Raw genomic sequence first — 22,746 nt, 5'->3', positions numbered from 1 at the left:
AATTTACAAGTATGCTATTTTCAGTGATTTGTATGAAATGATTGACAATAATGTACTTTAAATGAATGATTTAAAATTGCTGATTGATATTTATGGGATAAGTTGAACCAGCAATTTTTTATTGTGTCATTTTAGAGCGTGTTGAGAATTCAACACCTTGCAAATTGATGGATTGCGTGATGAATTTTTCACACGTTCTGATTAACCAAGTTAAAAATAAGAGCTTATTATGGCAGCGGATTCTTCAGAATATATTGCTCACCATTTAACCAACTGGACGTATGGTTATCATCCAGAACATGGTTGGAAAGTGGCACACACCGCCCAAGAAGCCGCAGAGATGGGCTTTAAAGCCATTCATTTGGATTCCATGCTTTGGTCGGTTGGTTTGGGTGCTTTCTTTTGTTGGCTGTTTTGGATGGTTGGGCGTAAGGCGACATCAGGCGTACCTACCAAGCTACAAGCCTTCATTGAGATGATTGTTGATTTCGTGGACAATAGCGTCCGTGAATCTTACAAAGGCCCGTCAAAGCTGATTGCACCTTTGTCATTGACGATTTTTGTGTGGATTTTCTTGATGAACTTGATGGATTTGATTCCTGTTGATTTCATCCCTGGTACCGCACAGTGGATTGGCAGTCTGATGGGTCATGACCCGCACCATGTTTACTTTAAGATTGTACCAACTACCGACCCGAACATCACGCTCGGTATGGCATTTTGTGTGCTACTGCTCATCATTGGCTTTGGTCTTAAATACAAAGGCGTGGGCGGATTTATTGGTGAGTTTACCTTGCACCCATTTAGTGCCAAAAACCCAATCTTGCAGGCGATTTTAATCCCTGTCAACCTAGTTTTAGAGACAGTAACCCTGCTTGCCAAACCCATTTCGCTAGGTCTGCGACTGTTTGGTAACATGTATGCCGGTGAGCTTATCTTTATTCTGATTGCACTTATGTACATGTCTGAGAGCTTGTTTGTCAAAGGCTTGGGTGTACCGCTACATTTGGCTTGGGCAATCTTCCATATTCTAGTTATCACTTTACAGGCGTTCGTGTTTATGATGTTGACGATTGTTTATCTGTCGCTCATCTCACAAACATCAGAACATTAATTGACACTTTTTATTCTAACCCTTCAAATAGGTCATTAAGGAGACATCATGGATCCAGTAATCGCTCAGTACACGCTTCTTGCTGTGGCTCTTCTAATCGGTGCAGGTGCTTTGGCAACTGGTATTGGTTTTGCTATCCTAGGCGGTAAGTTCCTAGAAAGTACTGCTCGTCAGCCTGAGCTTGGCTCACAACTTCAAACCAAAATGTTCATCGTGGCAGGTCTTCTTGACGCCGTGCCGATGATTGGTGTTGGTATTGCCATGCTTCTACTATTCGCCAACCCATTCGCATAAGTTGAAGCGGTCAGTCTAGGTCCATTCTTGTCGGCAGTTTACTTGCCGACAGCAATTGGCTATCACCTGACTTTCACTAACAAATGAGGTGATTGGATGAATATTAATTCCACCATTATCGGTCAGATGATTGCGTTTGCGTTTTTCGTGTGGTTCTGCATGAAATTCGTATGGCCACCACTCATCGGAGCGATTAACGAGCGTCAACGTAAAATCGAAGAAGGCTTAAACGCCGCCGAAAAAGCAAAAGCTGACCTTGCATCTGCTGAGTCACAAGTCCAAGCAGAGTTTGCAAGTGCCAAAGCTGAGGCTGCTTCTATCATTGAACGTGCTAACAAAACTGCCAATCAAATGATTGAAGACGCCAAAGTCACAGCCCGTCTTGAAAGTGAGCGTATTATTGGTGCAGCCCAACAAACGGTTGACCAACAAATTGCCCAAACTCGTGAACAGCTACGTTCACAAGTTGCGACTCTTGCAGTACTTGGTGCTGAAAAGATTCTAGAAGAAAAAGTTGATGAACAAAAACATGCCAGCATGCTAGCACAACTGGCAACCAAGCTGTAATTAGAGGAACTCATGGCTGAATTATCTACCTTGGCAAGACCTTACGCAAAGGCTGCGTTTGACTATGCTAAAGAGCAAAATGCGATTAACGAATGGGAAGACTTCTTGTTGATGGCATCGGATATTGTGCGTGATGACGCATTTATTGGTTTGCTACACAATCCAGCCATTCCCGCCAGTCAAAAAACTTCGGTGCTGATGGACATCTACACCAGTCAAAGACCGAGTAACTCGCCACTTGCCCAAACGTTGCAGACAGCGGCGTCGCAGGGTGTGGACGTGAGTGCGGCGGCAGAAGTATTAGCAGGAAGTAAGCATCTGACAGCCAATAAGGCATTGACAAACTTTGTCAGCCAGCTGTCTGATAATGATAGACTGTCTTTGCTTCCTGAGATTCATGCTCATTACAGCAAGCTAAAATCACAAGAGCTAAAACAGGTTGACGCTTACGTAACATCAGCCTACCCACTAACTGAAGCCCAACGCAAATCCCTACAAGAATCTTTGGCTATCTCAACAGGTTCTATCGTGATTTTACACGAGGCTGTGGATAGTTCACTGTTAGGGGGTGCGACCATTAAAGTGGGCGATAAGTTTACTGATGGCTCGGTGCGTGGCAAGTTAAAACAATTAAAGACTCAGCTAACAGCATAAACTGTGGCTGTCTAAATTATAGGAAACAAGGCAATGCAACAATTGAATCCAGCTGAAATCAGCAATCTGATTAAGCAACGTATTCAAGACCTTGACGTAAGCGCAACTGCTAAAACTGAAGGCGTTATCGTCAGTGTCTCTGATGGTATTGTAAAAATTCATGGTCTAGAAGAAGCCATGTATGGCGAGATGATTGAGTTTGAGGGCAATGTCTATGGCATGGCACTAAACTTAGAACAAGACTCAGTCGGTGCGGTCGTTTTGGGCGACTATTTGCCCCTACAAGAAGGACAAAAAGCATACTGCACAGGTCGTATCCTAGAAGTACCCGTAGGTCCTGAACTGTTGGGTCGTGTGGTTGACGCTTTGGGTAATCCTATTGATGGCAAAGGTCCTATCAATGCCAAGCTAACTGATAAAGTTGAAAAAATCGCCCCTGGCGTTATCGCTCGTCAATCGGTTGATGAGCCTGTTATGACAGGTTATAAAGCGGTTGATACCATGATTCCAATCGGACGTGGTCAGCGTGAGCTTATCATTGGCGACCGCCAAACAGGTAAGACCGCCATGGCAATCGACGCCATCATTGCCCAAAAAGACTCTGGCATCAAATGTGTGTATGTCGCTGTTGGTCAAAAACGCTCAACCATCGCTAACGTGGTGCGTAAACTAGAAGAGTCAGGTGCATTGGCTTATACCACCGTTGTGGTTGCATCAGCATCAGAGCCTGCGGCACTACAATACATCGCCCCATATTCTGGCTGTACCATGGGTGAGTACTTCCGTGACCGCGGTCAAGACGCACTTATCATCTATGATGATTTGTCTAAGCAAGCAGTTGCCTATCGTCAAATCTCGCTACTACTACGCCGTCCACCAGGACGTGAAGCCTACCCAGGGGATGTATTCTACTTGCACTCACGTCTGTTAGAACGTGCATCTCGTGTCAATGCGGACTATGTAGAAGCGTTCACCAATGGCGAAGTCAAAGGTAAAACTGGTTCATTGACTGCCCTGCCGATCATTGAAACCCAAGCAGGGGACGTATCAGCGTTCGTACCTACCAACGTGATTTCGATTACTGACGGTCAGATTTTCTTAGAATCTAACCTATTTAACTCAGGTATTCGCCCTGCGGTAAACGCTGGTATCTCGGTATCTCGTGTGGGTGGTGCAGCCCAAACTAAAATCATCAAAAAGCTCTCAGGCGGTATCCGTACAGCCTTGGCACAGTATCGTGAGTTGGCTGCCTTTGCTCAGTTTGCATCGGATTTGGATGACGCAACCAAACAGCAACTAGAACACGGTCAGCGTGTGACTGAGCTGATGAAGCAAAAACAATACGCACCGATGTCTATCGCTGACCAAGCGGCGGTTATCTATGCATCAAACGAAGGCTATCTTGCTGACGTACCTGTTGAAAAAATTGGTGCTTTTGAGCAAGGTTTGTTAAGCTTCCTTCGTGGCGAACATGATGTTCTCATGAGTGAGATTGATGAGACTGCCAATTATAATGATGACATCGAGAGTCGTCTAAAAGCAGGGATTGAAGCTTTCAAAGCATCTCGTAGCTACTAAGAGCAATATGGTGTATCATTGATGCACCATATACCCATTTAAACTGAGTCCAGTTTTGGAATAATTATGGCAAGCTTAAAAGAAATACGTGCAAAAGTAACCAGTATTAAAAGCACTCAGAAAATCACACGTGCCATGCAGATGGTTGCTGCCAGTAAAATGCGTCGGGCTCAAGAACGCATGGGCATGGGTCGCCCTTATGCTGAAAGTATGCACCGTGTGATTTCACACCTTGTGCAAGCACAGTCCGATTATAAGCATCCTTATATGGTCAGTCGCCCTGTGAACCGTGTGGGCTTTATCGTGGTTACTTCTGACCGTGGTTTGGCAGGTGGTCTAAACATCAACCTGTTTAAAAGTTTATTAAAGTCAGTCAAAACTTACCAAGAGCAGTCTGTTGAAGTTGAGTTTGCAGCCATTGGCTCAAAAGGTGTTGGCTTTTTCAAAAACTTCGGTGGTAATGTCACATCGGTAGTTACCGATTATGGCGATAGCCCAAGCTATGAACACATCAGCAGTCCTGTACAGACCATGCTTGATGATTACCAAAATGGCAAATTAGATAGAATCTATTTGGTGTACAATCAGTTCATCAATGCCATGACCCAAAAACCATCAATTACTCAACTTGTTCCCTTACCTGAGGGGACTTTGTCCGATGATGAGGGTATTAGTCACGGTTGGGACTATATCTATGAGCCTGACACAAAGACGTTGATTGACAGTTTGATGGTACGCTATATTGAATCATTGGTTTATCAAGCCGTCCTTGAAAACATTGCATCAGAGCAATCTGCTCGTATGGTAGCGATGAAAGCGGCGACAGATAATGCTGGTAATTTAATTAAAGATTTACAATTGGTTTATAACAAGCTCAGACAAGCAGCGATTACCCGAGAGATTTCGGAAATCGTTGGTGGTGCTGCCGCTGTTTCATAAGTCAGTTTAGCTGAATATAAAAATTAGGAGAACGCAATGAGCGGTCGTATTGTGCAGATTATCGGTGCGGTAATTGACGTTGAGTTTAGCCGTGGTGAAGTCCCCCAAATCTTTGACGCACTTCATGTTGATGGCACGGAAACTACCTTGGAAGTCCAACAACAGTTAGGTGATGGTGTGGTACGTACCATTGCCATGGGTTCTACCGAAGGTCTAAAACGTGGTTTGCCTGTTTCTAATACAGGTGCACCCATCTCTGTGCCTGTGGGTACAGCAACACTAGGACGTATCATGGACGTATTGGGTCGCCCAATCGATGAAGCAGGTCCTGTGAATGCTGAGCAAAAATGGTCCATTCACCGTGAAGCCCCAAGCTATGATGAGCAATCTAACTCAACAGAGCTACTAGAAACTGGTATTAAGGTTATTGACTTGCTTTGCCCGTTTGCAAAAGGTGGTAAAGTTGGTCTGTTTGGTGGTGCTGGTGTTGGTAAGACCGTTAACATGATGGAGCTTATTAACAACATCGCCCTAAAACATTCAGGTCTATCAGTGTTTGCAGGTGTGGGTGAGCGTACTCGTGAAGGTAACGACTTCTATCATGAAATGCAAGAAGCTGGCGTTGTTAATACCGAAGACTTTACCAAATCAAAAGTTGCGATGGTGTACGGTCAGATGAACGAGCCACCAGGGAACCGTTTGCGTGTTGCTTTGACTGGTTTGACCATGGCAGAGTACTTCCGTGATGAAAAAGACGAAGCCACTGGCAAAGGTCGTGACGTTCTACTGTTCGTTGACAACATCTATCGTTATACCCTAGCAGGTACCGAAGTATCAGCACTTCTAGGTCGTATGCCTTCTGCGGTAGGCTATCAGCCGACACTTGCCGAAGAGATGGGTGCGTTGCAAGAACGTATTACTTCTACTCAGTCAGGTTCGATTACTTCTGTACAAGCCGTTTACGTTCCTGCGGACGACTTGACTGACCCATCGCCTGCGACTACCTTTGCTCACTTGGACGCAACGGTCGTACTTAGCCGTGACATCGCTTCACAAGGTATCTACCCTGCGGTTGACCCGCTAGACTCAACATCGCGTCAGCTTGACCCGCAAGTTATCGGTGATGAACATTATAATGTCGCTCGTGGCGTACAAGAAGTGCTACAACGTTATAAAGAACTAAAAGACATCATCGCCATCTTAGGTATGGATGAGTTGTCAGAAGAAGATAAGCTGGTTGTTTATCGTGCTCGTAAGATTCAGCGTTTCCTATCACAGCCTTTCCACGTAGCAGAGGTATTTACAGGGGCACCTGGTAAGTATGTAGCACTGCGTGATACCATCGCTGGCTTTAAGTCTATCATCAGTGGTGAGTATGACCACTTGCCAGAACAAGCCTTCTATATGGTTGGTGGTATTGATGAAGTGATTGCCAAAGCTGATAAGCTAAAAGCTGCTTAATGTCCCAAAGTTAAGATTGGAGCACTCCAATCTTAACTGTTTATCACTGACAAAAGATGATATAAAATAAGATAGGAGTCATTATGGCAACATTTACATGCCGAGTGGTCAGTGCCAGAGAAGAGCTTTACTCAGGCGACATTAGCGTGCTTGTGGCTTCGGGTATCGACGGTGAACTTGGTATTTTGGCGGGTCACACGCCAATCATCACCTTGCTAAAACCAGGTCCTTTGCACCTAAAATCAGCCGATGGCACAGATGAAGTGATTTATGTCCAAGGTGGCGTGTTGGAAGTTCAACCCAAGGTTGTGACCGTGCTTGCTGACTCGGCAGAACGTGCCAGTAATTTGGATGAAGCAAAAATTGCCGAAGCTCGTCGTAATGCCGAGCAAGCCTTGGCAAACCAAAGTGCCAATATTGATACGACCGCTGCCCTAACAGCATTGGCAGAATCACTAGCACAGCTACAAGCCATTCAAAAGTACAAAAATCGTGCTTGATTATTGATGAAAAATCGTGCTTATTGCTCAAAAATTTGTTAGAATAAGCACGTCCATTAAGCAGATTTAATTGATTGATGGCATTGCCTGATTTTGATGTATTCAAGGATAATATATGACAACGACAACCCCAGAAAAAGAAGACATTCCCCGAATTCTGATTGTTGAAGATGATGAACGCCTTGCCATGCTAACGCAAGACTATCTCAGACGCAATGGTTTGGACGTGGCGATTGAAACTGATGGCACTCGTGCGATTCGTCGCATTATTAGTGAACAGCCTGATTTGGTGGTGCTCGATGTCATGTTGCCAGGTAGCGATGGTCTGACGGTGTGCCGTGAAGTGCGTCCACACTATGCTCAGCCGATTTTAATGTTAACAGCACGCACCGAAGACATGGATCAAGTGTTAGGCTTGGAGATGGGAGCGGATGATTATGTGGCAAAACCTGCTCAGCCCCGAGTATTGTTAGCTCGTATCCGTGCCTTACTACGTCGTTCTGACACCGCACCGACAGATGATACACCACAGCGTCTGGAGTTTGGTGATCTGGTCATTGACAATGGTGGTCGTTCGGTAACTCTAAACGATGAGTTGGTTGATTTCACCAGTGCTGAGTATGATTTGTTGTGGCTGCTTGCATCAAATGCTGGTCGTATCTTGTCTCGTGAAGATATTTTTGAGCGACTTCGTGGTATTGAATATGACGGTCAAGACCGCTCGATTGACGTACGCATTTCTCGTATTCGTCCAAAAATTGGCGATGACCCAGAAAATCCCAAGCGCATCAAAACCGTGCGTAGCAAAGGTTATCTGTTTGTTAAAGAAGGCAATTAATTGTAATCTTAATATCGGTCAATATCCAAGCTATGCTACAATAAAGCCAGCCACATCGCTGGCTTTTTATTTTTACTCATGATAAGTCAATGATATGGCAATCTCATCCATCACCGAACGCAGTATCTTTTTTCGTATTTATGCAGGGCTTTTGCTCATCTGCTTTTTGGTCGCTTTTTTTGGTTATTTTCTCATGCAAGCGATTAATCAGCAGCGTTTGCAGTCTTATCGAGAATCTATCGCCACGGTCGCTTTTTATTTGGGGACAGCGTCCTATGATAGACGTTCCGTGGAAGAAAAAGAGCCTTGGCTTATGGCGGTTGGTCGGGAATTTGGCTCGGAGATACACATTGTGCCAATGGATAGTCTTGAACTCAAAGGTCGTGAGTTAAAAAGACTAAAAGAAGGCAAGTCGGTGGTTCGTTATGATGAGATTTCACGTCATTCAACGGTGTATCACGCCATAGATAATGATGGCAGTGTGCTCTCTGCTGAACTTGACCGCATTAATGAGCGTCAAATCCATGCTGTTATGGGATTTTTGTTAGATGAATTGCAACATTACCCGTCCTTGGCAGATAAGCAAGCACATCTTGCCCGCCTAAGTCAAAAATTTGGCTATTCTATGGCATTGTTGCCTTTACCGACCTTGGGCTTGGATCGGGAGCAATTTGACCGACTAAGTGCCGGCAAGGCAGTACTGAGTTTTGACAATGAAAATCAAAGACCGCACCTATCGGTCATGATGGCATCAACCATTCCTAACGAAGTGCTGGTGGTGACCGTGCCTTTGTTTAATTTTTTCTCTTTGGATGTCATCATCAGTATCATCCTAATTTGTCTTTTGTTGGTTAGTTTTGGTGTATATGCCCTGATTTTCCCATTGGAGCGACGTTTGCAACTGTTACAAATGGGGGTTAATAAAGTTGCCGAAGGCAAGCTCGACACCATGGTGCAGGTGGCAGGGTATGATGATATTGCCCGTCTGTCATCAACCTTTAACACCATGACTCGCCACATCAAAAGACTCATCGAGTCCCAACGTGAGCTGACCAGAGCTGTCTCGCATGAACTAAGAACACCCGTGGCGCGCATTCGTTTTGCGGTGGATATGCTTGCTGATGACGATGATTATGACTCTCGGCAGATGCAAAAGCAGTATATTGATGAAGACATCGCTTCTTTAAATGAACTCATTGATGAAATTTTGACTTATGCCAAGCTCGAAGAAGGCTCGCCCAAGATGGATTGGGAAATGGTGTGCTTAAAAGAGCTCCTTGAACAAATCGAGCGTGAGACCAATGCTTTGGGTAAGCCCATCTCGGTTCAAATCAAGCCCCCCGCCCAAAAAGTGACAGCGATGGCGGACAGGCGTTATCTACACCGTGTGGTACAAAACTTAGCAGGCAATGCCCTGCGTTATGCCAAAAGCACCATCATCATCAGTGCAGGGGTCAAAAAAGGCATGGCATTTGTCACCGTCGAAGATGATGGGCATGGGATTCCCGAAGCTGACCGTGAAAAAGTGTTCATTCCTTTTGCTCGCCTTGATGACAGTCGTACCCGTGCGTCAGGTGGCTATGGGCTTGGACTGTCCATTGTCTCACGGATTGCGTTTTGGTTTAGTGGCAACATGAGTGTGGATGAAAGCCCAAGTTTGCACGGGGCGAGATTTACCATGGAATGGCCCGTCAAACAGGTGGGCGTGGTCATCGTGGCAGATGAGCTGACAGGGGCAAAAAGTGAGAAAAAACTCATCGGCACAGACGAATAGCGATAAATGCAGATAACTGGCGTGGTTAGGGCGTGCCGAACCTTTATAACACTATTTACATTTTAAAAATTGATAAAAATAAACGACTGTTTTTGCATGAAAAATGGCTAAATCTTGTTTTTCTGCGTCAAAATCCTTGTTGATATTTTAATATCAACTGCGGATTCTTCCTTGAAAAACGGGCGATTTTTCCTATTTTTCATTGCAAATATAAAAGTTCAACACGCCCTAGGAAAGTTATGCTAAAATAAATCACAAACTTTATCAGGATGTGAATATGCCTTATCTTTTTGGATTATTGGTGCTTGCTAATGCGGCTCTGCTGGGTTATTTTCTGTTGGTGCCTAGCACCGATAAGAATGTTGAGCAAGCCAAAGCCAGTCTTGTCGCTCCCGTCAGCTTTGCCGATACGACCAATCAGCTGCCCCCTGAGATTGGTGAAAAATAATAAACACAACGCAGTTTACTTGGTTTGATGATTACTTTGATTGACATCATGCTTTGTCGGGTTGTCTGATGGTGTATCGGTTGTGTTTGGTACAGTATCCACCAAAGGAATGTGCACAAGGACTTCTAGCCCGCCATTGTCATGATTGCGAGCGATGACCTCGCCTTGGTGCAAGTGAGCGATACGACTGACGATGGCAAGCCCCAGTCCACTGCCTTGGGTCGTCCGTGCTGTCTCACCACGCTCAAAAGGCTGCATGATGCGTTGCAGTTCACTCTCCGCCACGCCCTCGCCCTCATCACGCACGCTGATGGTGAGTATTCTTTTTTTAAGGGTGTTGGCGGTCAAATCATCAGACTCTTGATAGCCAATCACCGCCCCCAAATGGATGGGTTCACGCCCATAACGCACCGCATTATTGACCAAATTGACAATCAGACGCTTCATGGATAAAGGACGCACCATGACATCTTCGGCGACTCGATTGTCATAGACAAAACGCACGTCATTAAACTGCACGCTGATTTCATGGAAAATCAGCTCCAAATTGGTCGCCCGCACCGCTTCATCCGAACCATCTTTCATAAATGACATGAACTGCTCCAAAATGGCGTCCATGTCTTCGATGTCATACACCAGCCCTTCTCGAAAAAATTCATCAGGCAACATCTCGGCAGTCAGTCGCATGCGAGTTAGGGGTGTGCGTAAGTCATGACTGATACCAGCGAGCATGATGGTGCGTTCTTTTTGGGCTTGGTGCAGGGTGTGAAACAGGCGATTAAAGGCGGTATTGACTTTACGAATCTCATTTGAGCCAACCTCGGGTAGCACGGTTGCATGTCCTAGATGAATGTAGTCATTGGCGGTGCGTTCTAGTTTTTTGAGTGGGCGATTTAGGCGACGCACCAAAATCAGACTCACTAAAATGGTCAAAATCGGCAAGCCAAACACAAAGCCTGCCAGTAGCCCTGCACTATACTGCGAGTAGTGAATGACAGGTTCACGTAACCAAACGTTGGGGTATTTGCTGTCCCAAATCCACAGCTTCGGGGTTGGTTTAAATTTAAAATAGACCTTGACCTCACGCCCAAGCTCTCGGCTGACTTGCCCTGCAAAGATGTCGGTAAAAAAGTCAGCCACTATCTTGTCATTGACCACAGGGAACTCGCTCGGGTCACTGATGATTTGTACATGGCTGTTGTCTTGCACCCATTTGAGCATGTCAGGGTCGTCTGCAAAGCTCTGATTGGCGTTGTCAATAAAGGTCAGCTCGCTTGCCAGATAACTGGCGTGATTCTTAATCTCAGGCAGGTACAGGCTTCGCCAAATGAGCCAAATCGATAGGGCGATACTGGCAAAGACGATAAAAATCACCATGCTGACCGTCTGCCATGTGTTAGAATTTAGCGTGTGTCTGATTTTAAGTTGCCAGTATTTGTAATTTTTTTTCATAAAAATGGGACAAAAGTGCGATAGATTCTATTTTAACACACGTTTTGTATATAAAGTCGGAAATTACTTTGCCAAACCAATTTATGCCCATGTCGTCAGGCGTTACACCATGACATGAGAATTTTTAAAAAATTACTTTGAAAATGGCGTAAAAATTGGTATAATTAGGGTCTTTTTATAAATCTGGTTTTGCCATCGGCTCATCCTCACATTTTTGGCGACCAGTTTTTTCTTGCAAATACTTTATCATTTAATGAATTCAAGAGAGAATTATCATGGTTGTTATTCGTCTAGCTCGTGGCGGTTCAAAAAAACGCCCATTCTACCAAATCGTTGTTGCCGACAAGCGTGCGTCTCGTGACGGTCGCCACATTGAGCGTATTGGTTTCTTTAACCCACTGGCTCGTGGTCAAGAAGAAGCGTTTCGCATTGACCAAGACGCTTATAATGCGTGGATTGGTAAAGGGGCTCAGCCTTCTGACCGTGTTGCTCAACTGGTTAAGGCTAGCAACAAAGCGTAATCGCTGACATCTTGTGTCGGTTTGTGTGTCTCTTATCATTGATTGATGAGTGTCATGCAGACCGATTTTTATTTATCTCTTTACTGATTTTAAAATAAGTCAAAACTTTTATTTGCCTTGCAAGCATTTATTTTTATTAATTATTTAAAACGCCATGACAACATCGCCCAATCCCGACACGCTCATCCAAATCGCCACCCTAAAAAAGCCTTATGGCATTAAGGGCTGGCTGTGGGTATTTAGCTTGACTGACAACCGCTCGGACATCTTTGACATGCCCCATTGGTACATGAAAACAGCACTTGGTTTTCGTCCTTTGACGGTTAGTGACTGGCGAGAGCAGGGGGCAGGGTTGGTGGCAAGTTTTAAGGAAGTGCCTGACCGTAACGTGGCAGAGACCATGAATGGCGTGAGCATTTGGGTAGATAAATCAAATTTGCCTACGTTAGATGACGATGAGTATTACTGGTCGGATTTGGTGGGGCTAACGGTCATCAACGAAGAAGGCGACAATTTGGGCGTTATCAAAGAGATGTTTGAGACATCCGCTCATGCTATTATTTCAGTCAAACCCACAAAAGTGAGTGTCGATGGTGAAGAAAGGCTGATTCCGTGGCACAGCGACATCGTCCTTAATGTGGATTTGGATGCCAAAACCATGCTCGTGGCATGGGGTAAGGATTACTAAGCATGGCACTCAAAATCACAACTGACTGTATCAACTGCGATGTGTGTGAGCCTGTCTGCCCCAATGAAGCCATATCCGCAGGGGATGACATCTATATCATCAATCCCGACCTATGCACCGAATGCGTGGGGCATTATGACACACCCCAATGCGTGGACATCTGTCCTGTGGACTGCATTCCCAAAGACCCTGATTATGACGAGAGCGAAGATGAGCTACTTGCCAAATATCACAAAATTACCAACAGCTAGATAAGGCCGATATGGCTACAAAACTTTAAAATTACCACAAATCTATGATGTATGAATGTAGAGAGCTGGCTCTACGCACCTATAAAGATAGTGTACCAACCAAGAGCGTGTTCAACACGCCCCTACAAATCTGTGGTAAATATCAAGCTCATTAAGCATGATTATTTATCGCTTTTCTTGTTATAAAACAGGAACATCTCATCCATGATGAAAACCCTAAGACATTTTTATTTTGACATATTTTTTACCATCGTCTGCTTGATTGGGGCGGCGTACTGGGGCTTTACGCATGGTGGGACAACCGCCATGCTCTCGGCACTGTTTATTACAATGGTGCTGGCACTGATGGAAATCTCATTGTCCTTTGATAATGCGGTGGTCAATGCGTCCGTCTTAAAGCATTGGGATAAGTTTTGGAAAATGCTGTTTTTAACCGTGGGTATGCTTATCGCTGTGTTTGGTATGCGACTGGTGTTTCCCATTGTCATCGTGGCGGTAACGGCAGACATGGGTATGAAAGAAGTTGTCGATTTGGCACTGAACAATCCCACAGAATACTCCGCCAAGCTCATGGCTCACCATGCCGAGATTGCCGCGTTTGGTGGTATGTTCCTACTCCTTGTCTTTTTGAACTTTGTGTTTGATGACAAAGACATTCATTGGTTTGGCTGGCTTGAAAAACGCCTTGCCAAATTTGGCAAAGTCGATGCCATGAGCGTGTTTGTGGCGATTGTGATTTTGATGACATCTTTGTCGTGGGTAGATGAAGTACATGAACCTGCTGTTCTTATGGCAGGCGTGTGGGGCATTCTTATTTATATGGGCGTAAACGTGCTATCCACTTTCTTAGAAGGTGATGATGACGATGACAAAGTGGACGGCAACGAAGTGGCAGGGGCGATTGCCAAAGGCGGTATCGCAGGCTTTTTATATCTAGAAGTGCTGGATGCGTCATTTAGTTTTGACGGGGTGATTGGGGCGTTTGCCATTACCAATGACGTGGTCATCATCATGATTGGTCTTGCCATTGGGGCGATGTTTGTGCGTTCGATGACGATTTTCTTGGTTGAAAAAGGCACGCTGGATGAGTTTGTGTACCTAGAACACGGGGCTCATTATGCCATTGGGGCGTTGGCGATTATTATGCTCATCTCGATGAAATTTCATGTGCCAGAGATTATCACGGGACTTATCGGGGTTGCCTTTATCGTGGCGTCGGTGATAGCTTCCATTCGCTATCGCAAAAATAATTCACCTGAGTCTATCTCCAAGCAGTGATAAGCCACACTTAGCACAAATAATGCCATAAAACAGCAAAACCGCTTGTACTCTACTGCATTCATTGTTAAGATACGCCTTATTTTCATCAATAAGGCATTATCATGACTACTACCCAAACTGCCCAAATGTGGGGCGGACGCTTTAGCGAAGCCACCGACCGTTTTGTTGCCGAATTTACCGCTTCGGTCAATTTTGACAAACGCATGGCAAATCAAGACATACAAGGCTCTATCGCCCATGCCACCATGCTTGGGCAGTGCGGTATCATCACCGCCGATGAGAGCCGTCAAATCGTGGACGGACTGACCCAAATCAAAGGTGAGATTGAGCGTGGTGAATTTGAATGGCGTGTGGAGCTAGAAGACGTTCATATGAATGTGGAGAGTCGCTTGACCGCCTTGATTGGCGATGTCGGCAAAAAACTGCACACAGGGCGTAGCCGTAATGACCAAGTGGCGACCGACATTCGCCTATATCTAAGAGATGAGACCGACAAAATCATCGCCTTGATTGGCAAATTACAAAATGGTCTGCTAGATTTGGCAAGCAAACACACCACGACCATCATGCCCGGCTTTACGCATTTGCAGACCGCCCAACCTGTGAGTTTTGCTCATCATGTCATGGCGTGGTTTGAGATGCTTTGCCGTGATAGCGAGCGTTTTGCCCAAACTCGCACTCGCATTAACCAAATGCCCCTAGGCTCGGCGGCCTTGGCAGGGACGACTTACCCCATTGACCGCACCATCACCGCTCGCCTGCTTGGCTTTGACGGCATTTGTGAAAACTCGCTCGATGCGGTGTCTGACCGTGATTTTGCCATTGAATTTACCGCCAACGCCAGCATTTTGATGATGCACCTATCTCGCATGAGTGAAGAGCTGATTTTGTGGATGTCGGCACAGTTTGGCTTTATTCATATTCCTGACCGCTTTTGCACGGGGTCGTCTATCATGCCCCAAAAGAAAAATCCTGACGTGCCAGAGCTTGTGCGTGGCAAGACCGCTCGTGTGTTCGGACAGCTCACCACCCTGCTTACGCTCATGAAAAATCAGCCCCTAGCGTACAATAAGGACAATCAAGAAGATAAAGAACCACTCTTTGACTGTGTGGATACGCTGACAGGCTCGCTCATCGCCTTTGCCGATATGCTCCCAAACATCACGCCAAACGCAGAAAATATGCGTACCGCCACGATGAAAGGCTATGCCACAGCGACTGATTTGGCGGATTATTTGGTCAAAAAAGGCTTGCCGTTTCGTGATGCTCATGAAGTGGTTGGGAGTGCGGTGGCACTTGGCGTGGCAAAAGGCGTGGATTTGAGTGAACTTAGCCTTGATGAGTTAAAGGCGTTTAGTCCGCTCATTGGCGATGATGTCTTTGACTGCCTAACCCTAGAAGGCTCGCTAAATGCCCGTAATCATATCGGGGGTACTGCCCCAGAGCAGGTAGTGAAGGCGATTGAGCGGGGCGTGGGAAGATTAAAGGTTGATTAAGCTGATTAAACCATTACCCCAATTTGGCATATTCATCATCAAAAAGATGTGCTAAAATTGGGGTGATATTTTAATAAGGACAAGCCATGACAACACTTACCCTGCATATTCCTGATGATTTATCCAAACAAGCTCGTGAAATTGGGCTATTAAATGAACAATCCATATTACAAGCCTTTCGCCAATTCCTTGACCAAAAACAATCCAAACAACGCACGCTTGGCGGAGCAGAAGGCTTGGTAAGCTATATGGCGGACGATTTTAATGAGCCGTTAGATGAATTTGGGGATTATATGTGATGCGTGGTTATTTATTAGACACCCAAGCGATTATATGGCTATTGAGCGAGCCTGATAAATTATCCAATAAAGCCAAACAAATCATTCAAAATCCCAACAATCCCCTATATTATAGCCTGCTTAGCATGAATGAGATTGCCATCAAAGCAAGCATTGGTAAACTTATCATTGATGACAATTGGCAAGATATTTTTGAAAAACTATTGGTGCAAAAAAACATTGTCAAATTAGACATGACATGGGATACGATAAAAATTTTACAAAACCTACCTTTTTATCATAAAGACCCTTTTGATAGAATGCTAATCTCTCACGCAATCGCCAATGACCTTGCGTTTATCAGCTCTGACGGGCATTGTGCCAGTTATGATTTAATGGTGGTTTGGTAGTTAAAATTGATTGGTGTGAAGCATACCCCTTGACAACCCCCAACTTTTCATTTACCATAGATTTTTATTTTTGTAATTATCGCACAATGACACAATTACCCTTTTTACCTACTGTTTTGACAGATAAAGCACACACTTTATCTGCAACCATTTGCATTTGCTACCCCAAACTAGGAGTGGCAAGTTAGGTCGTGCGTGTACGTTTAACTTAGAACCACTCAAATTTTTGGGTGGTTTTTTTATTGGAGTTTTTTATGAAAAAAGTCATTTCTTTATTAAATCTCTTTCCAAACTAAAAATAAACCCTTATAAGTATTGGGGTTGAAGTTTTTAAAAATCCATAAAAATCAGGATTTGGAAAGAAGTCTATTTAAAAGAGATTATGAAGGCACTCGCCAAGTCTATGATGACGTGGCGGCAGGAGCCGAATGGGTTGTGCAAGGCGAAGGCGTGGCAACGGTCAAAATAGACGGCACGTCCACGCTCGTCCAAGACGGCAAACTCTACAAACGCTATGATGCCAAAAAAGGCAAAACCCCGCCAGACGGCTTTATCCCCGCCCAAGAGCCTGACAGCGTTACAGGGCATTGGCCAGGCTGGGTAGCGGTGCAAAGCGACAACCCTGCTGACCGTTGGCATAATGAAGCCTTTGCCGATTTTGACGGAGCGGACGGCACTTATGAGCCTATCGGTCCAAAAGTGCAAGGCAATCCACACAACCGCCCCAAGCATGAGCTTGTCAAACATGGCGATTGGCGATTTGATGACGAACCGCCAAGAGATTTTGACGGCTTAAAAGCATGGTTTGAAACCCATGTGGTCGAAGGTGTGGTGTGGCATAGGGGTAATGGCGACATGGTTAAAATCAAACGCCGTGATTTTGGACTTAAATGGCCTGTTAAGGCGTGATTGGCAAATTGGGCTGATTTTTGAAGGGGTTTAGCCCTTATCAAGGGGTGTAATTTATCCATGACACCCCTTGACAACCCCAAATCCGCCCCCACATTTGCTATAACATCCTTTTTACTTTGGAAAAAATCATGGAAATCTTTAACCCCAAAGCCAATTTGGTTTTTTGTCGCAAATACCAAGAAAATCTACCAAAAATGCCCAACCCCCCCTTTCCCAATGCCAAAGGCGAAGAGCTACAAAACACCGTTTCACAAAAGGCATGGAGCGAATGGCTAGAACTACAAACCATGCTCATCAACGAAAAACACCTAAGCATGGTAGATAAAGACGCCAAAAAATTCATCGCCGAACAGCGTGAACTATTCTTAGACAATGGCGACTATGAACGCCCAGCAGGGTTTAAGCCAAAAGATAGCTAGCGTTGTGCAACAAAAAATCGGACTTAGTGTCCGATTTTGTTTTTGACTAAAAAAGAAATTAGCACGCCACGCCAATAATCCATTCGCTCTTGTCATTGGTGCTTTTATCTAGGTCTGCACGGCGAACCAACGGCTCGGTACAACCTTTGGGGGCGATATAGTCGGTTGCCACCTTGGTTGCTGTATCGGGCATGATGGGCGTGCCGTCTGCTGTGCGTACATGGATATAAAAGGGCTGTTCTAAGGGGATAACATAGCTATCAAGCAGATAAATCTTGTCCTGATACACCACTTTATCATGATAATCCTTAAAATGAAGCATGCCTACACCGTCCACATAGGTATCAGGGCTGAGTGGCTCGTTGGTCTTTTTGGTGTTGGGCATGACCAGTAGAGATGGCATGGCAACGGAGTCGGTAGTAGGTGTACTGGCACAACCGACCAGTACCCCTGCCATGATGAGAGTTGATAATAATTTTTTCATCATTTCTCCTTTTGTCCTTTGAATCTTTTAACCCTTATACGCATATTTAGGGTCGGAGGCGGCGGTAAATAGCACGTCCGTTGATGAGTTAAGGGCAGTCTCTGCTGAGTCTTGCACCACACCGATGATAAAGCCGATGGCGACGACCTGCATGGCGATGTCGTTAGAGATGTTAAACAGTCCGCACGCCAACGGGATGAGCAGTAGTGAACCACCTGCCACACCTGAGGCACCACAAGCACTCACCGCTCCGACGATGGCAAGCAGTAGGGCTTGAAAGAAGCTCACTTCCACGCCAAGGGTATGAGCGGCGGCAAGTGTCAAGATGTTGATGGTGATGGCAGCTCCCGCCATGTTGATGGTTGCCCCCAGTGGAATGGTGAGCGAATAGGTGTCTTCGTTTAGCCCAAGTTTTTTGGCAAGGTTCATGTTCACGGGAATGTTGGCGGCAGATGAACGGGTAAAAAATGCTGTCACCCCTGATTCACGCAGACAGGCGATAACGAGCGGGTAGGGGTTTTTACGAGTCTTGACAAAGACGATGATGGGGTTTACCACCAAAGCGATAAACAGCATGGCACCGACCAGTACGATAAGTAGTTTGGCGTAGCTTGCCAGACCGTCAAAACCTGTCTCTGCCACGGTCTTAGAGACCAATCCCAAGATACCAAATGGGGCAATCGCCACAATCCATTTTACCACCGCTGAGACGGCATTTGAGATGTCATGTACGACCGTCTTGGTGGTTTCGGACGCATGACGTAGCCCCAGACCAATCAGCACCGACCATGTCAAAATACCCAAATAGTTGGCATTACTAAGGGCGGTCACGGGGTTGGCGACCAGATTCATGAGTAGGTTTTTTAGGACTTCACGTAAAGATTGGGGGGCGGACTGTTCTACCGCTTGCATGTCGGTTAGACCCACAAGCTCAATGGGAAAGGCAAAACTTGCCAGTACGGCAGTCAAAGCGGCGGTAAATGTTCCCACCACATATAGTAGCATGACAGGCTTGACCCGAGCGTCACTACTGCTCTTAAACCCTGCCACGGCAGAGAGTACCAAGGCAAATACCAGTATCGGGGCGACTGCTTTTAAGGCTCCGACAAACACATCGCCCAGCACCCCAAGCGACATGCCAACATCTTTGGCAACACTGCCAATCAACACGCCCAATACCAAGGCAATCAAAATAAGTGGCACAAGTCCCACTCGCATGTATGCATTCACAAGTTGTCGCATGAATCATTCCTTATTAATAAACACTTGTCAAATCACAAGATGATAAGATTACAAAATGTGATAACTATACCACTTTTTGTAATAAAAGTGTTAATGAATTTTCCTTTCGCTAATAATTCTCAAAGGTTAAAAAACGACCATACACAGATGGTCGTTTTGCGTGATGATTTGTTGGGGTTAGCCCGCTTGTCCCACTAAGTAACGCATGAGCATGGGAACAGGGCGACCGCTTGCTCCTTTGTTATCGCCACCTGACCACGCTGTGCCTGCGATGTCTAAGTGAGCCCATGCCTGACCTTCTTTGATAAAGCGTTGCAAGAAGCACGCTGCCGTGATAGAACCGCCTTCACGTCCGCCGATGTTTTGGATATCTGCAAAGGTAGATTTTAGCTGTTCGTCATAGGCATCATCTAGGGGCATTTGCCATACTAGGTCGCCTGTGTACTCGCCTGCTTCTTCTAGGGCGAACAGCGTGTCTTCGTCATTACAATACAGTCCTGAACGCACCGAACCCAAGGCAATCACGCACGCCCCTGTCAAGGTCGCCGCATCGATGATGGTGCGTGGCTTGTAGTTGTCTTGGACGTAGCACAGGGCGTCACACAGCACCAGACGACCTTCGGCATCGGTGTTTAGAATCTCAACGCTCATGCCGTTCATGGCAGTCACGATGTCTGATGGGCGAGTTGCTTTGCCCGATGGCATGTTCTCGGCACAGGCAAGCACCACGACCATGTCCAGTGGCAGGCGAGCTTCACACACCGCTTTGATGGTGCCAAGCATGGCAGCTGCTCCGCCCATGTCGTATTTCATCTCATCCATGCCTGCTGATGGTTTTAGTGAGATACCGCCTGTATCAAAGGTAATGCCTTTGCCGACTAGGGCGATGGGGTCTTTTAGTTTGCTCTTTTTCTTGCCTGATTTGCCGTGGTATTCGATGATTGCCAGTTTGCCTTCGTTATCAGAGCCTTGTGAGACTGCCAAGAAACAGCCCATGCCCAGTTTTTTCATCTCTTTTTCGCCAAGCACACTCACGCTGACCACGTCTTTGTAGTCTTTGCCCAGTTTTTCGGCAACTTTGGCAAGCTCGGCAGGGGTCATGATGTTGGGGGCGTCATTGGCGACATCACGAGCCAAGCTCTGCCCGATGTGCGTGGCAGTGGCGATGGCTAGGGCGTTTTCGTAGTCGGCTTTGGCGTCTTTGGTGTTGATAAATTCAACAGCAGATAGGGTGATTTTGTCGCCTTTTTTGGATTTGTAGGGTTCAAAGCGGTATTCGGCATGCAGTAGGGCATTAACAAACTGTCCAAAGTGCTTCTGGCAAATGACATCGCCCCATGCCACGACCGCAGATTTGCTGTTTTTGATGGTGTTAAAGGTGGCTTTGCCCAGTTTTGGCATTTGGTTGGCAAGTTTGTCCAGCGAGCCTGTGCCAATCACGCTGATGACATGCCCGTCATCAATGCCGTAATCCGTCACGCTCTCGCCGACCGAGCCTTTAAAGCCACTGGCTTTGATGAGTGCGTTGGCACGGTCTAAGTGACCGCTGTCAAGGTTGCCCAAAATCTTGGCGTCGCTGTCGGCAAAGACGACCAAATGGGGCTGGGTTTTGGTTTTTTTGGGGCTAAGCTTGTCGCTGACGCTTAGGTTTAGGGTAGATACAGACATACAAACTCCTTGTTTGTGAGTGGGGAAAGGATTGTTTAAATTTTAGCATATTTTGGGGGGTGTGTGAAACCTTTGTTGCACAAATTGTCCGTGGCGATAAATCAGAGTTTTTGTTTTATAAAACTTATTGAAAATTATAATAAATCCAAAAATTTAAAATATCATCACGCATTTTCCATCGTTTGGTATGATGTGATACAATGACCCATCGCTAGGGAGTGTGTTATGAATATGACGTTATTACAGCTAAATGCCTTTGTTAAGTTGGCACAATCGGGCAATGTCTCCCAATCCGCCCAAGCTCTTGGTATCTCACAGCCGACCTTGTCTCGGCATATTGCCAAGCTAGAAGAAGAGCTTAGCGTGGCGTTGTTTGAGCGTCATCATCGCCCGATGAGATTGACGGACGCAGGGGCATTTTTTTATGAACGCATGGCGATAAGCCTTGCCGACATGACCCAAACCATCAGCATGACCCAAAATTTCTATCAGCCCAAGCCAAACGTACTGACCATCGGCTTTGTGGCGTCCATCCTGTATGGGCGATTGCCGACCATCGTGGCAATGCTAAAACAAAACGTCCCAGAGCTTGATGTTAGGCTTGTAGAAATCGGCTCGGAAGAACAGCCTCAGGCCTTACAATCAGGGCAGATTGATGTGGGCTTTGGGCGGTTTTTGTATCAAGACCATTTTGTTCATCAGCGATTTTTAAGACAAGAAAAACTCGTGGTTGCCATGCTGCACACGCACCTTTTGGCGGACATGGAGGTGCCGATAAGCCTGTCGCAATTGGTGGGCGAGTCCATCATTTTGTATCATCGCACGCCCATGACGCTCGCCCCGAACTACACCCAAGACCCGATTTTGCACCTGTTTCATCAGTATCATCTATACCCCAAAAACACGCCAAAAGCCCGAGACATCCAAATCGCCCTAGGACTTGTGTCAGCAGGTGAGGGCATGACGCTTGTCCCTGAGAGCCTAAGCACCGTCCGCAGTCATCAAATCGCCTATCTGCCCCTAGCCGACCATGCCGTCTCGCCCATTTATCTGAATACGCTTACTACCGCCCAACACCCCCACATATCAGCCCTACTAAACGCCATTCATGCTGTGTATGATGATAAATTTGTAACAAAATATGTCAAATTAATAAGAATTATTCTTGATTTAATAAATAACTATGCAAAAAATTAATAAAACAGGTGTATATTATGTGATTTTTGGCAGATAGTATGCAGTTTTTGCATAATATTAGTATTTTTAATAAAATATTTTATAAAAATTAAAAAATATAAGATAAAGACAAATGGATTTTTTGTGGGTATACTAGGGCGTGTGAACTTTTGTATTAGCAATAAAAACTGAGAAAATAGGATTTAGCCACTTTTTATGAAGAAGTTGATTAAATCATCAAGTTTTTATCAAGTGTTGATAATTAAATGCTATCAATGTCCAATACACTCTAGTGAATTGA

General features: G+C 45.5%; 25 protein-coding genes. 21 read left to right on the top strand and 4 right to left on the bottom strand.

Annotated elements, in window-relative coordinates:
- Nucleotides 1–229 precede the first annotated feature (229 nt).
- The 11 genes from atpB to AAHK14_RS02670 all read left to right on the top strand — a co-directional run bounded on the left by atpB (nucleotide 230) and on the right by AAHK14_RS02670 (nucleotide 10,167).
- On the top strand, nucleotides 230–1,114 hold the full coding sequence (atpB, locus tag AAHK14_RS02720; protein ID WP_065255035.1) for a F0F1 ATP synthase subunit A: 885 nt from the start codon (nucleotides 230–232) through the stop codon (nucleotides 1,112–1,114).
- A gap of 48 nt (nucleotides 1,115–1,162) precedes the next feature.
- Nucleotides 1,163–1,408 carry a F0F1 ATP synthase subunit C gene (gene atpE / locus AAHK14_RS02715; protein WP_003658962.1) on the top strand — a complete coding sequence of 82 codons (246 nt, stop codon included), beginning with the start codon at nucleotides 1,163–1,165 and terminating at the stop codon, nucleotides 1,406–1,408.
- A 96-nt stretch (nucleotides 1,409–1,504) separates the two neighbouring features.
- Nucleotides 1,505–1,975, top strand: a complete 471-nt coding sequence (locus AAHK14_RS02710; protein ID WP_029102940.1) for a F0F1 ATP synthase subunit B — start codon at nucleotides 1,505–1,507, stop codon at nucleotides 1,973–1,975.
- A gap of 12 nt (nucleotides 1,976–1,987) precedes the next feature.
- A complete protein-coding gene (locus AAHK14_RS02705; protein WP_065255034.1) occupies nucleotides 1,988–2,629 on the top strand; it encodes a F0F1 ATP synthase subunit delta in 642 nt (213 codons plus the stop codon).
- Nucleotides 2,630–2,662: 33 nt separating this feature from the next.
- Nucleotides 2,663–4,207: a F0F1 ATP synthase subunit alpha gene (gene atpA / locus AAHK14_RS02700; protein ID WP_065255033.1), complete on the top strand. Its 1,545-nt coding sequence runs from the start codon at nucleotides 2,663–2,665 to the stop codon at nucleotides 4,205–4,207.
- A gap of 66 nt (nucleotides 4,208–4,273) precedes the next feature.
- A complete protein-coding gene (gene atpG, locus AAHK14_RS02695; protein ID WP_062499204.1) occupies nucleotides 4,274–5,146 on the top strand; it encodes a F0F1 ATP synthase subunit gamma in 873 nt (290 codons plus the stop codon).
- A 36-nt stretch (nucleotides 5,147–5,182) separates the two neighbouring features.
- Entirely contained in the window at nucleotides 5,183–6,607 is a 1,425-nt protein-coding gene (gene atpD, locus AAHK14_RS02690) for a F0F1 ATP synthase subunit beta (RefSeq protein WP_065255032.1), read from the top strand.
- An 83-nt stretch (nucleotides 6,608–6,690) separates the two neighbouring features.
- The gene (locus AAHK14_RS02685; protein ID WP_065255031.1) at nucleotides 6,691–7,107 is read left to right on the top strand and encodes a F0F1 ATP synthase subunit epsilon; all 417 of its coding nucleotides are present in this window, start codon (nucleotides 6,691–6,693) and stop codon (nucleotides 7,105–7,107) included.
- Between the two features lie 115 nt (nucleotides 7,108–7,222).
- On the top strand, nucleotides 7,223–7,945 hold the full coding sequence (locus AAHK14_RS02680) for a response regulator (RefSeq protein ID WP_065255030.1): 723 nt from the start codon (nucleotides 7,223–7,225) through the stop codon (nucleotides 7,943–7,945).
- Between the two features lie 94 nt (nucleotides 7,946–8,039).
- Nucleotides 8,040–9,719 (top strand): ATP-binding protein, encoded by a 1,680-nt coding sequence (locus AAHK14_RS02675; RefSeq protein ID WP_065255029.1) that lies wholly within the window; start codon nucleotides 8,040–8,042, stop codon nucleotides 9,717–9,719.
- Nucleotides 9,720–9,996: 277 nt separating this feature from the next.
- On the top strand, nucleotides 9,997–10,167 hold the full coding sequence (locus tag AAHK14_RS02670; RefSeq protein ID WP_156064967.1) for a hypothetical protein: 171 nt from the start codon (nucleotides 9,997–9,999) through the stop codon (nucleotides 10,165–10,167).
- Between the two features lie 15 nt (nucleotides 10,168–10,182).
- On the opposite strand, the gene AAHK14_RS02665 is transcribed toward AAHK14_RS02670, so the two are convergent.
- Entirely contained in the window at nucleotides 10,183–11,619 is a 1,437-nt protein-coding gene (locus AAHK14_RS02665; protein ID WP_065255028.1) for an ATP-binding protein, read from the bottom strand.
- A 275-nt stretch (nucleotides 11,620–11,894) separates the two neighbouring features.
- On the opposite strand from AAHK14_RS02665, the gene rpsP reads away from it, so the two are divergent.
- From rpsP to AAHK14_RS02620, 9 genes are all read left to right on the top strand, one after another.
- Nucleotides 11,895–12,140 carry a 30S ribosomal protein S16 gene (gene rpsP, locus AAHK14_RS02660; RefSeq protein ID WP_029102950.1) on the top strand — a complete coding sequence of 82 codons (246 nt, stop codon included), beginning with the start codon at nucleotides 11,895–11,897 and terminating at the stop codon, nucleotides 12,138–12,140.
- A gap of 154 nt (nucleotides 12,141–12,294) precedes the next feature.
- A complete protein-coding gene (gene rimM / locus AAHK14_RS02655) occupies nucleotides 12,295–12,828 on the top strand; it encodes a ribosome maturation factor RimM (RefSeq protein ID WP_065255027.1) in 534 nt (177 codons plus the stop codon).
- A gap of 2 nt (nucleotides 12,829–12,830) precedes the next feature.
- Nucleotides 12,831–13,079, top strand: coding sequence for a YfhL family 4Fe-4S dicluster ferredoxin (locus AAHK14_RS02650; RefSeq protein ID WP_065255026.1), 249 nt, complete (start codon nucleotides 12,831–12,833; stop codon nucleotides 13,077–13,079).
- Between the two features lie 207 nt (nucleotides 13,080–13,286).
- Complete coding sequence (locus AAHK14_RS02645; RefSeq protein WP_065255025.1) at nucleotides 13,287–14,357, top strand: DUF475 domain-containing protein; 1,071 nt, start codon at nucleotides 13,287–13,289, stop codon at nucleotides 14,355–14,357.
- A 128-nt stretch (nucleotides 14,358–14,485) separates the two neighbouring features.
- Nucleotides 14,486–15,856 (top strand): argininosuccinate lyase, encoded by a 1,371-nt coding sequence (argH, locus tag AAHK14_RS02640; RefSeq protein WP_172823642.1) that lies wholly within the window; start codon nucleotides 14,486–14,488, stop codon nucleotides 15,854–15,856.
- An 86-nt stretch (nucleotides 15,857–15,942) separates the two neighbouring features.
- Entirely contained in the window at nucleotides 15,943–16,155 is a 213-nt protein-coding gene (locus tag AAHK14_RS02635; RefSeq protein ID WP_062499788.1) for a hypothetical protein, read from the top strand.
- Nucleotides 16,155–16,544 (top strand): type II toxin-antitoxin system VapC family toxin, encoded by a 390-nt coding sequence (locus tag AAHK14_RS02630; RefSeq protein ID WP_065255023.1) that lies wholly within the window; start codon nucleotides 16,155–16,157, stop codon nucleotides 16,542–16,544. Before AAHK14_RS02635 ends, AAHK14_RS02630 begins: the two co-directional genes overlap by 1 nt.
- A gap of 354 nt (nucleotides 16,545–16,898) precedes the next feature.
- Nucleotides 16,899–17,453 (top strand): DUF5565 family protein, encoded by a 555-nt coding sequence (locus AAHK14_RS02625; protein ID WP_065255054.1) that lies wholly within the window; start codon nucleotides 16,899–16,901, stop codon nucleotides 17,451–17,453.
- Between the two features lie 131 nt (nucleotides 17,454–17,584).
- On the top strand, nucleotides 17,585–17,875 hold the full coding sequence (locus tag AAHK14_RS02620; RefSeq protein ID WP_062499797.1) for an oxidative damage protection protein: 291 nt from the start codon (nucleotides 17,585–17,587) through the stop codon (nucleotides 17,873–17,875).
- A gap of 58 nt (nucleotides 17,876–17,933) precedes the next feature.
- Here the strand turns inward: AAHK14_RS02620 and AAHK14_RS02615 are convergent, their stop codons facing one another.
- From AAHK14_RS02615 to AAHK14_RS02605, 3 genes are all read right to left on the bottom strand, one after another.
- Nucleotides 17,934–18,359: a hypothetical protein gene (locus tag AAHK14_RS02615; protein WP_065255022.1), complete on the bottom strand. Its 426-nt coding sequence runs from the start codon at nucleotides 18,357–18,359 to the stop codon at nucleotides 17,934–17,936.
- A 27-nt stretch (nucleotides 18,360–18,386) separates the two neighbouring features.
- Nucleotides 18,387–19,601 (bottom strand): serine/threonine transporter SstT, encoded by a 1,215-nt coding sequence (gene sstT, locus AAHK14_RS02610; RefSeq protein ID WP_065255021.1) that lies wholly within the window; start codon nucleotides 19,599–19,601, stop codon nucleotides 18,387–18,389.
- Nucleotides 19,602–19,778: 177 nt separating this feature from the next.
- Entirely contained in the window at nucleotides 19,779–21,269 is a 1,491-nt protein-coding gene (locus AAHK14_RS02605) for a leucyl aminopeptidase (RefSeq protein WP_065255020.1), read from the bottom strand.
- Nucleotides 21,270–21,494: 225 nt separating this feature from the next.
- On the opposite strand from AAHK14_RS02605, the gene AAHK14_RS02600 reads away from it, so the two are divergent.
- Entirely contained in the window at nucleotides 21,495–22,466 is a 972-nt protein-coding gene (locus AAHK14_RS02600) for a LysR family transcriptional regulator (protein WP_197035871.1), read from the top strand.
- Nucleotides 22,467–22,746: the final 280 nt, after the last annotated feature.

Origin of the sequence: Moraxella sp. K1664 (assembly GCF_039693965.1) — a bacterium.
In the GTDB taxonomy this organism is placed as follows: domain Bacteria; phylum Pseudomonadota; class Gammaproteobacteria; order Pseudomonadales; family Moraxellaceae; genus Moraxella.
This window is presented reverse-complemented; position numbering and strand designations above follow the sequence as displayed.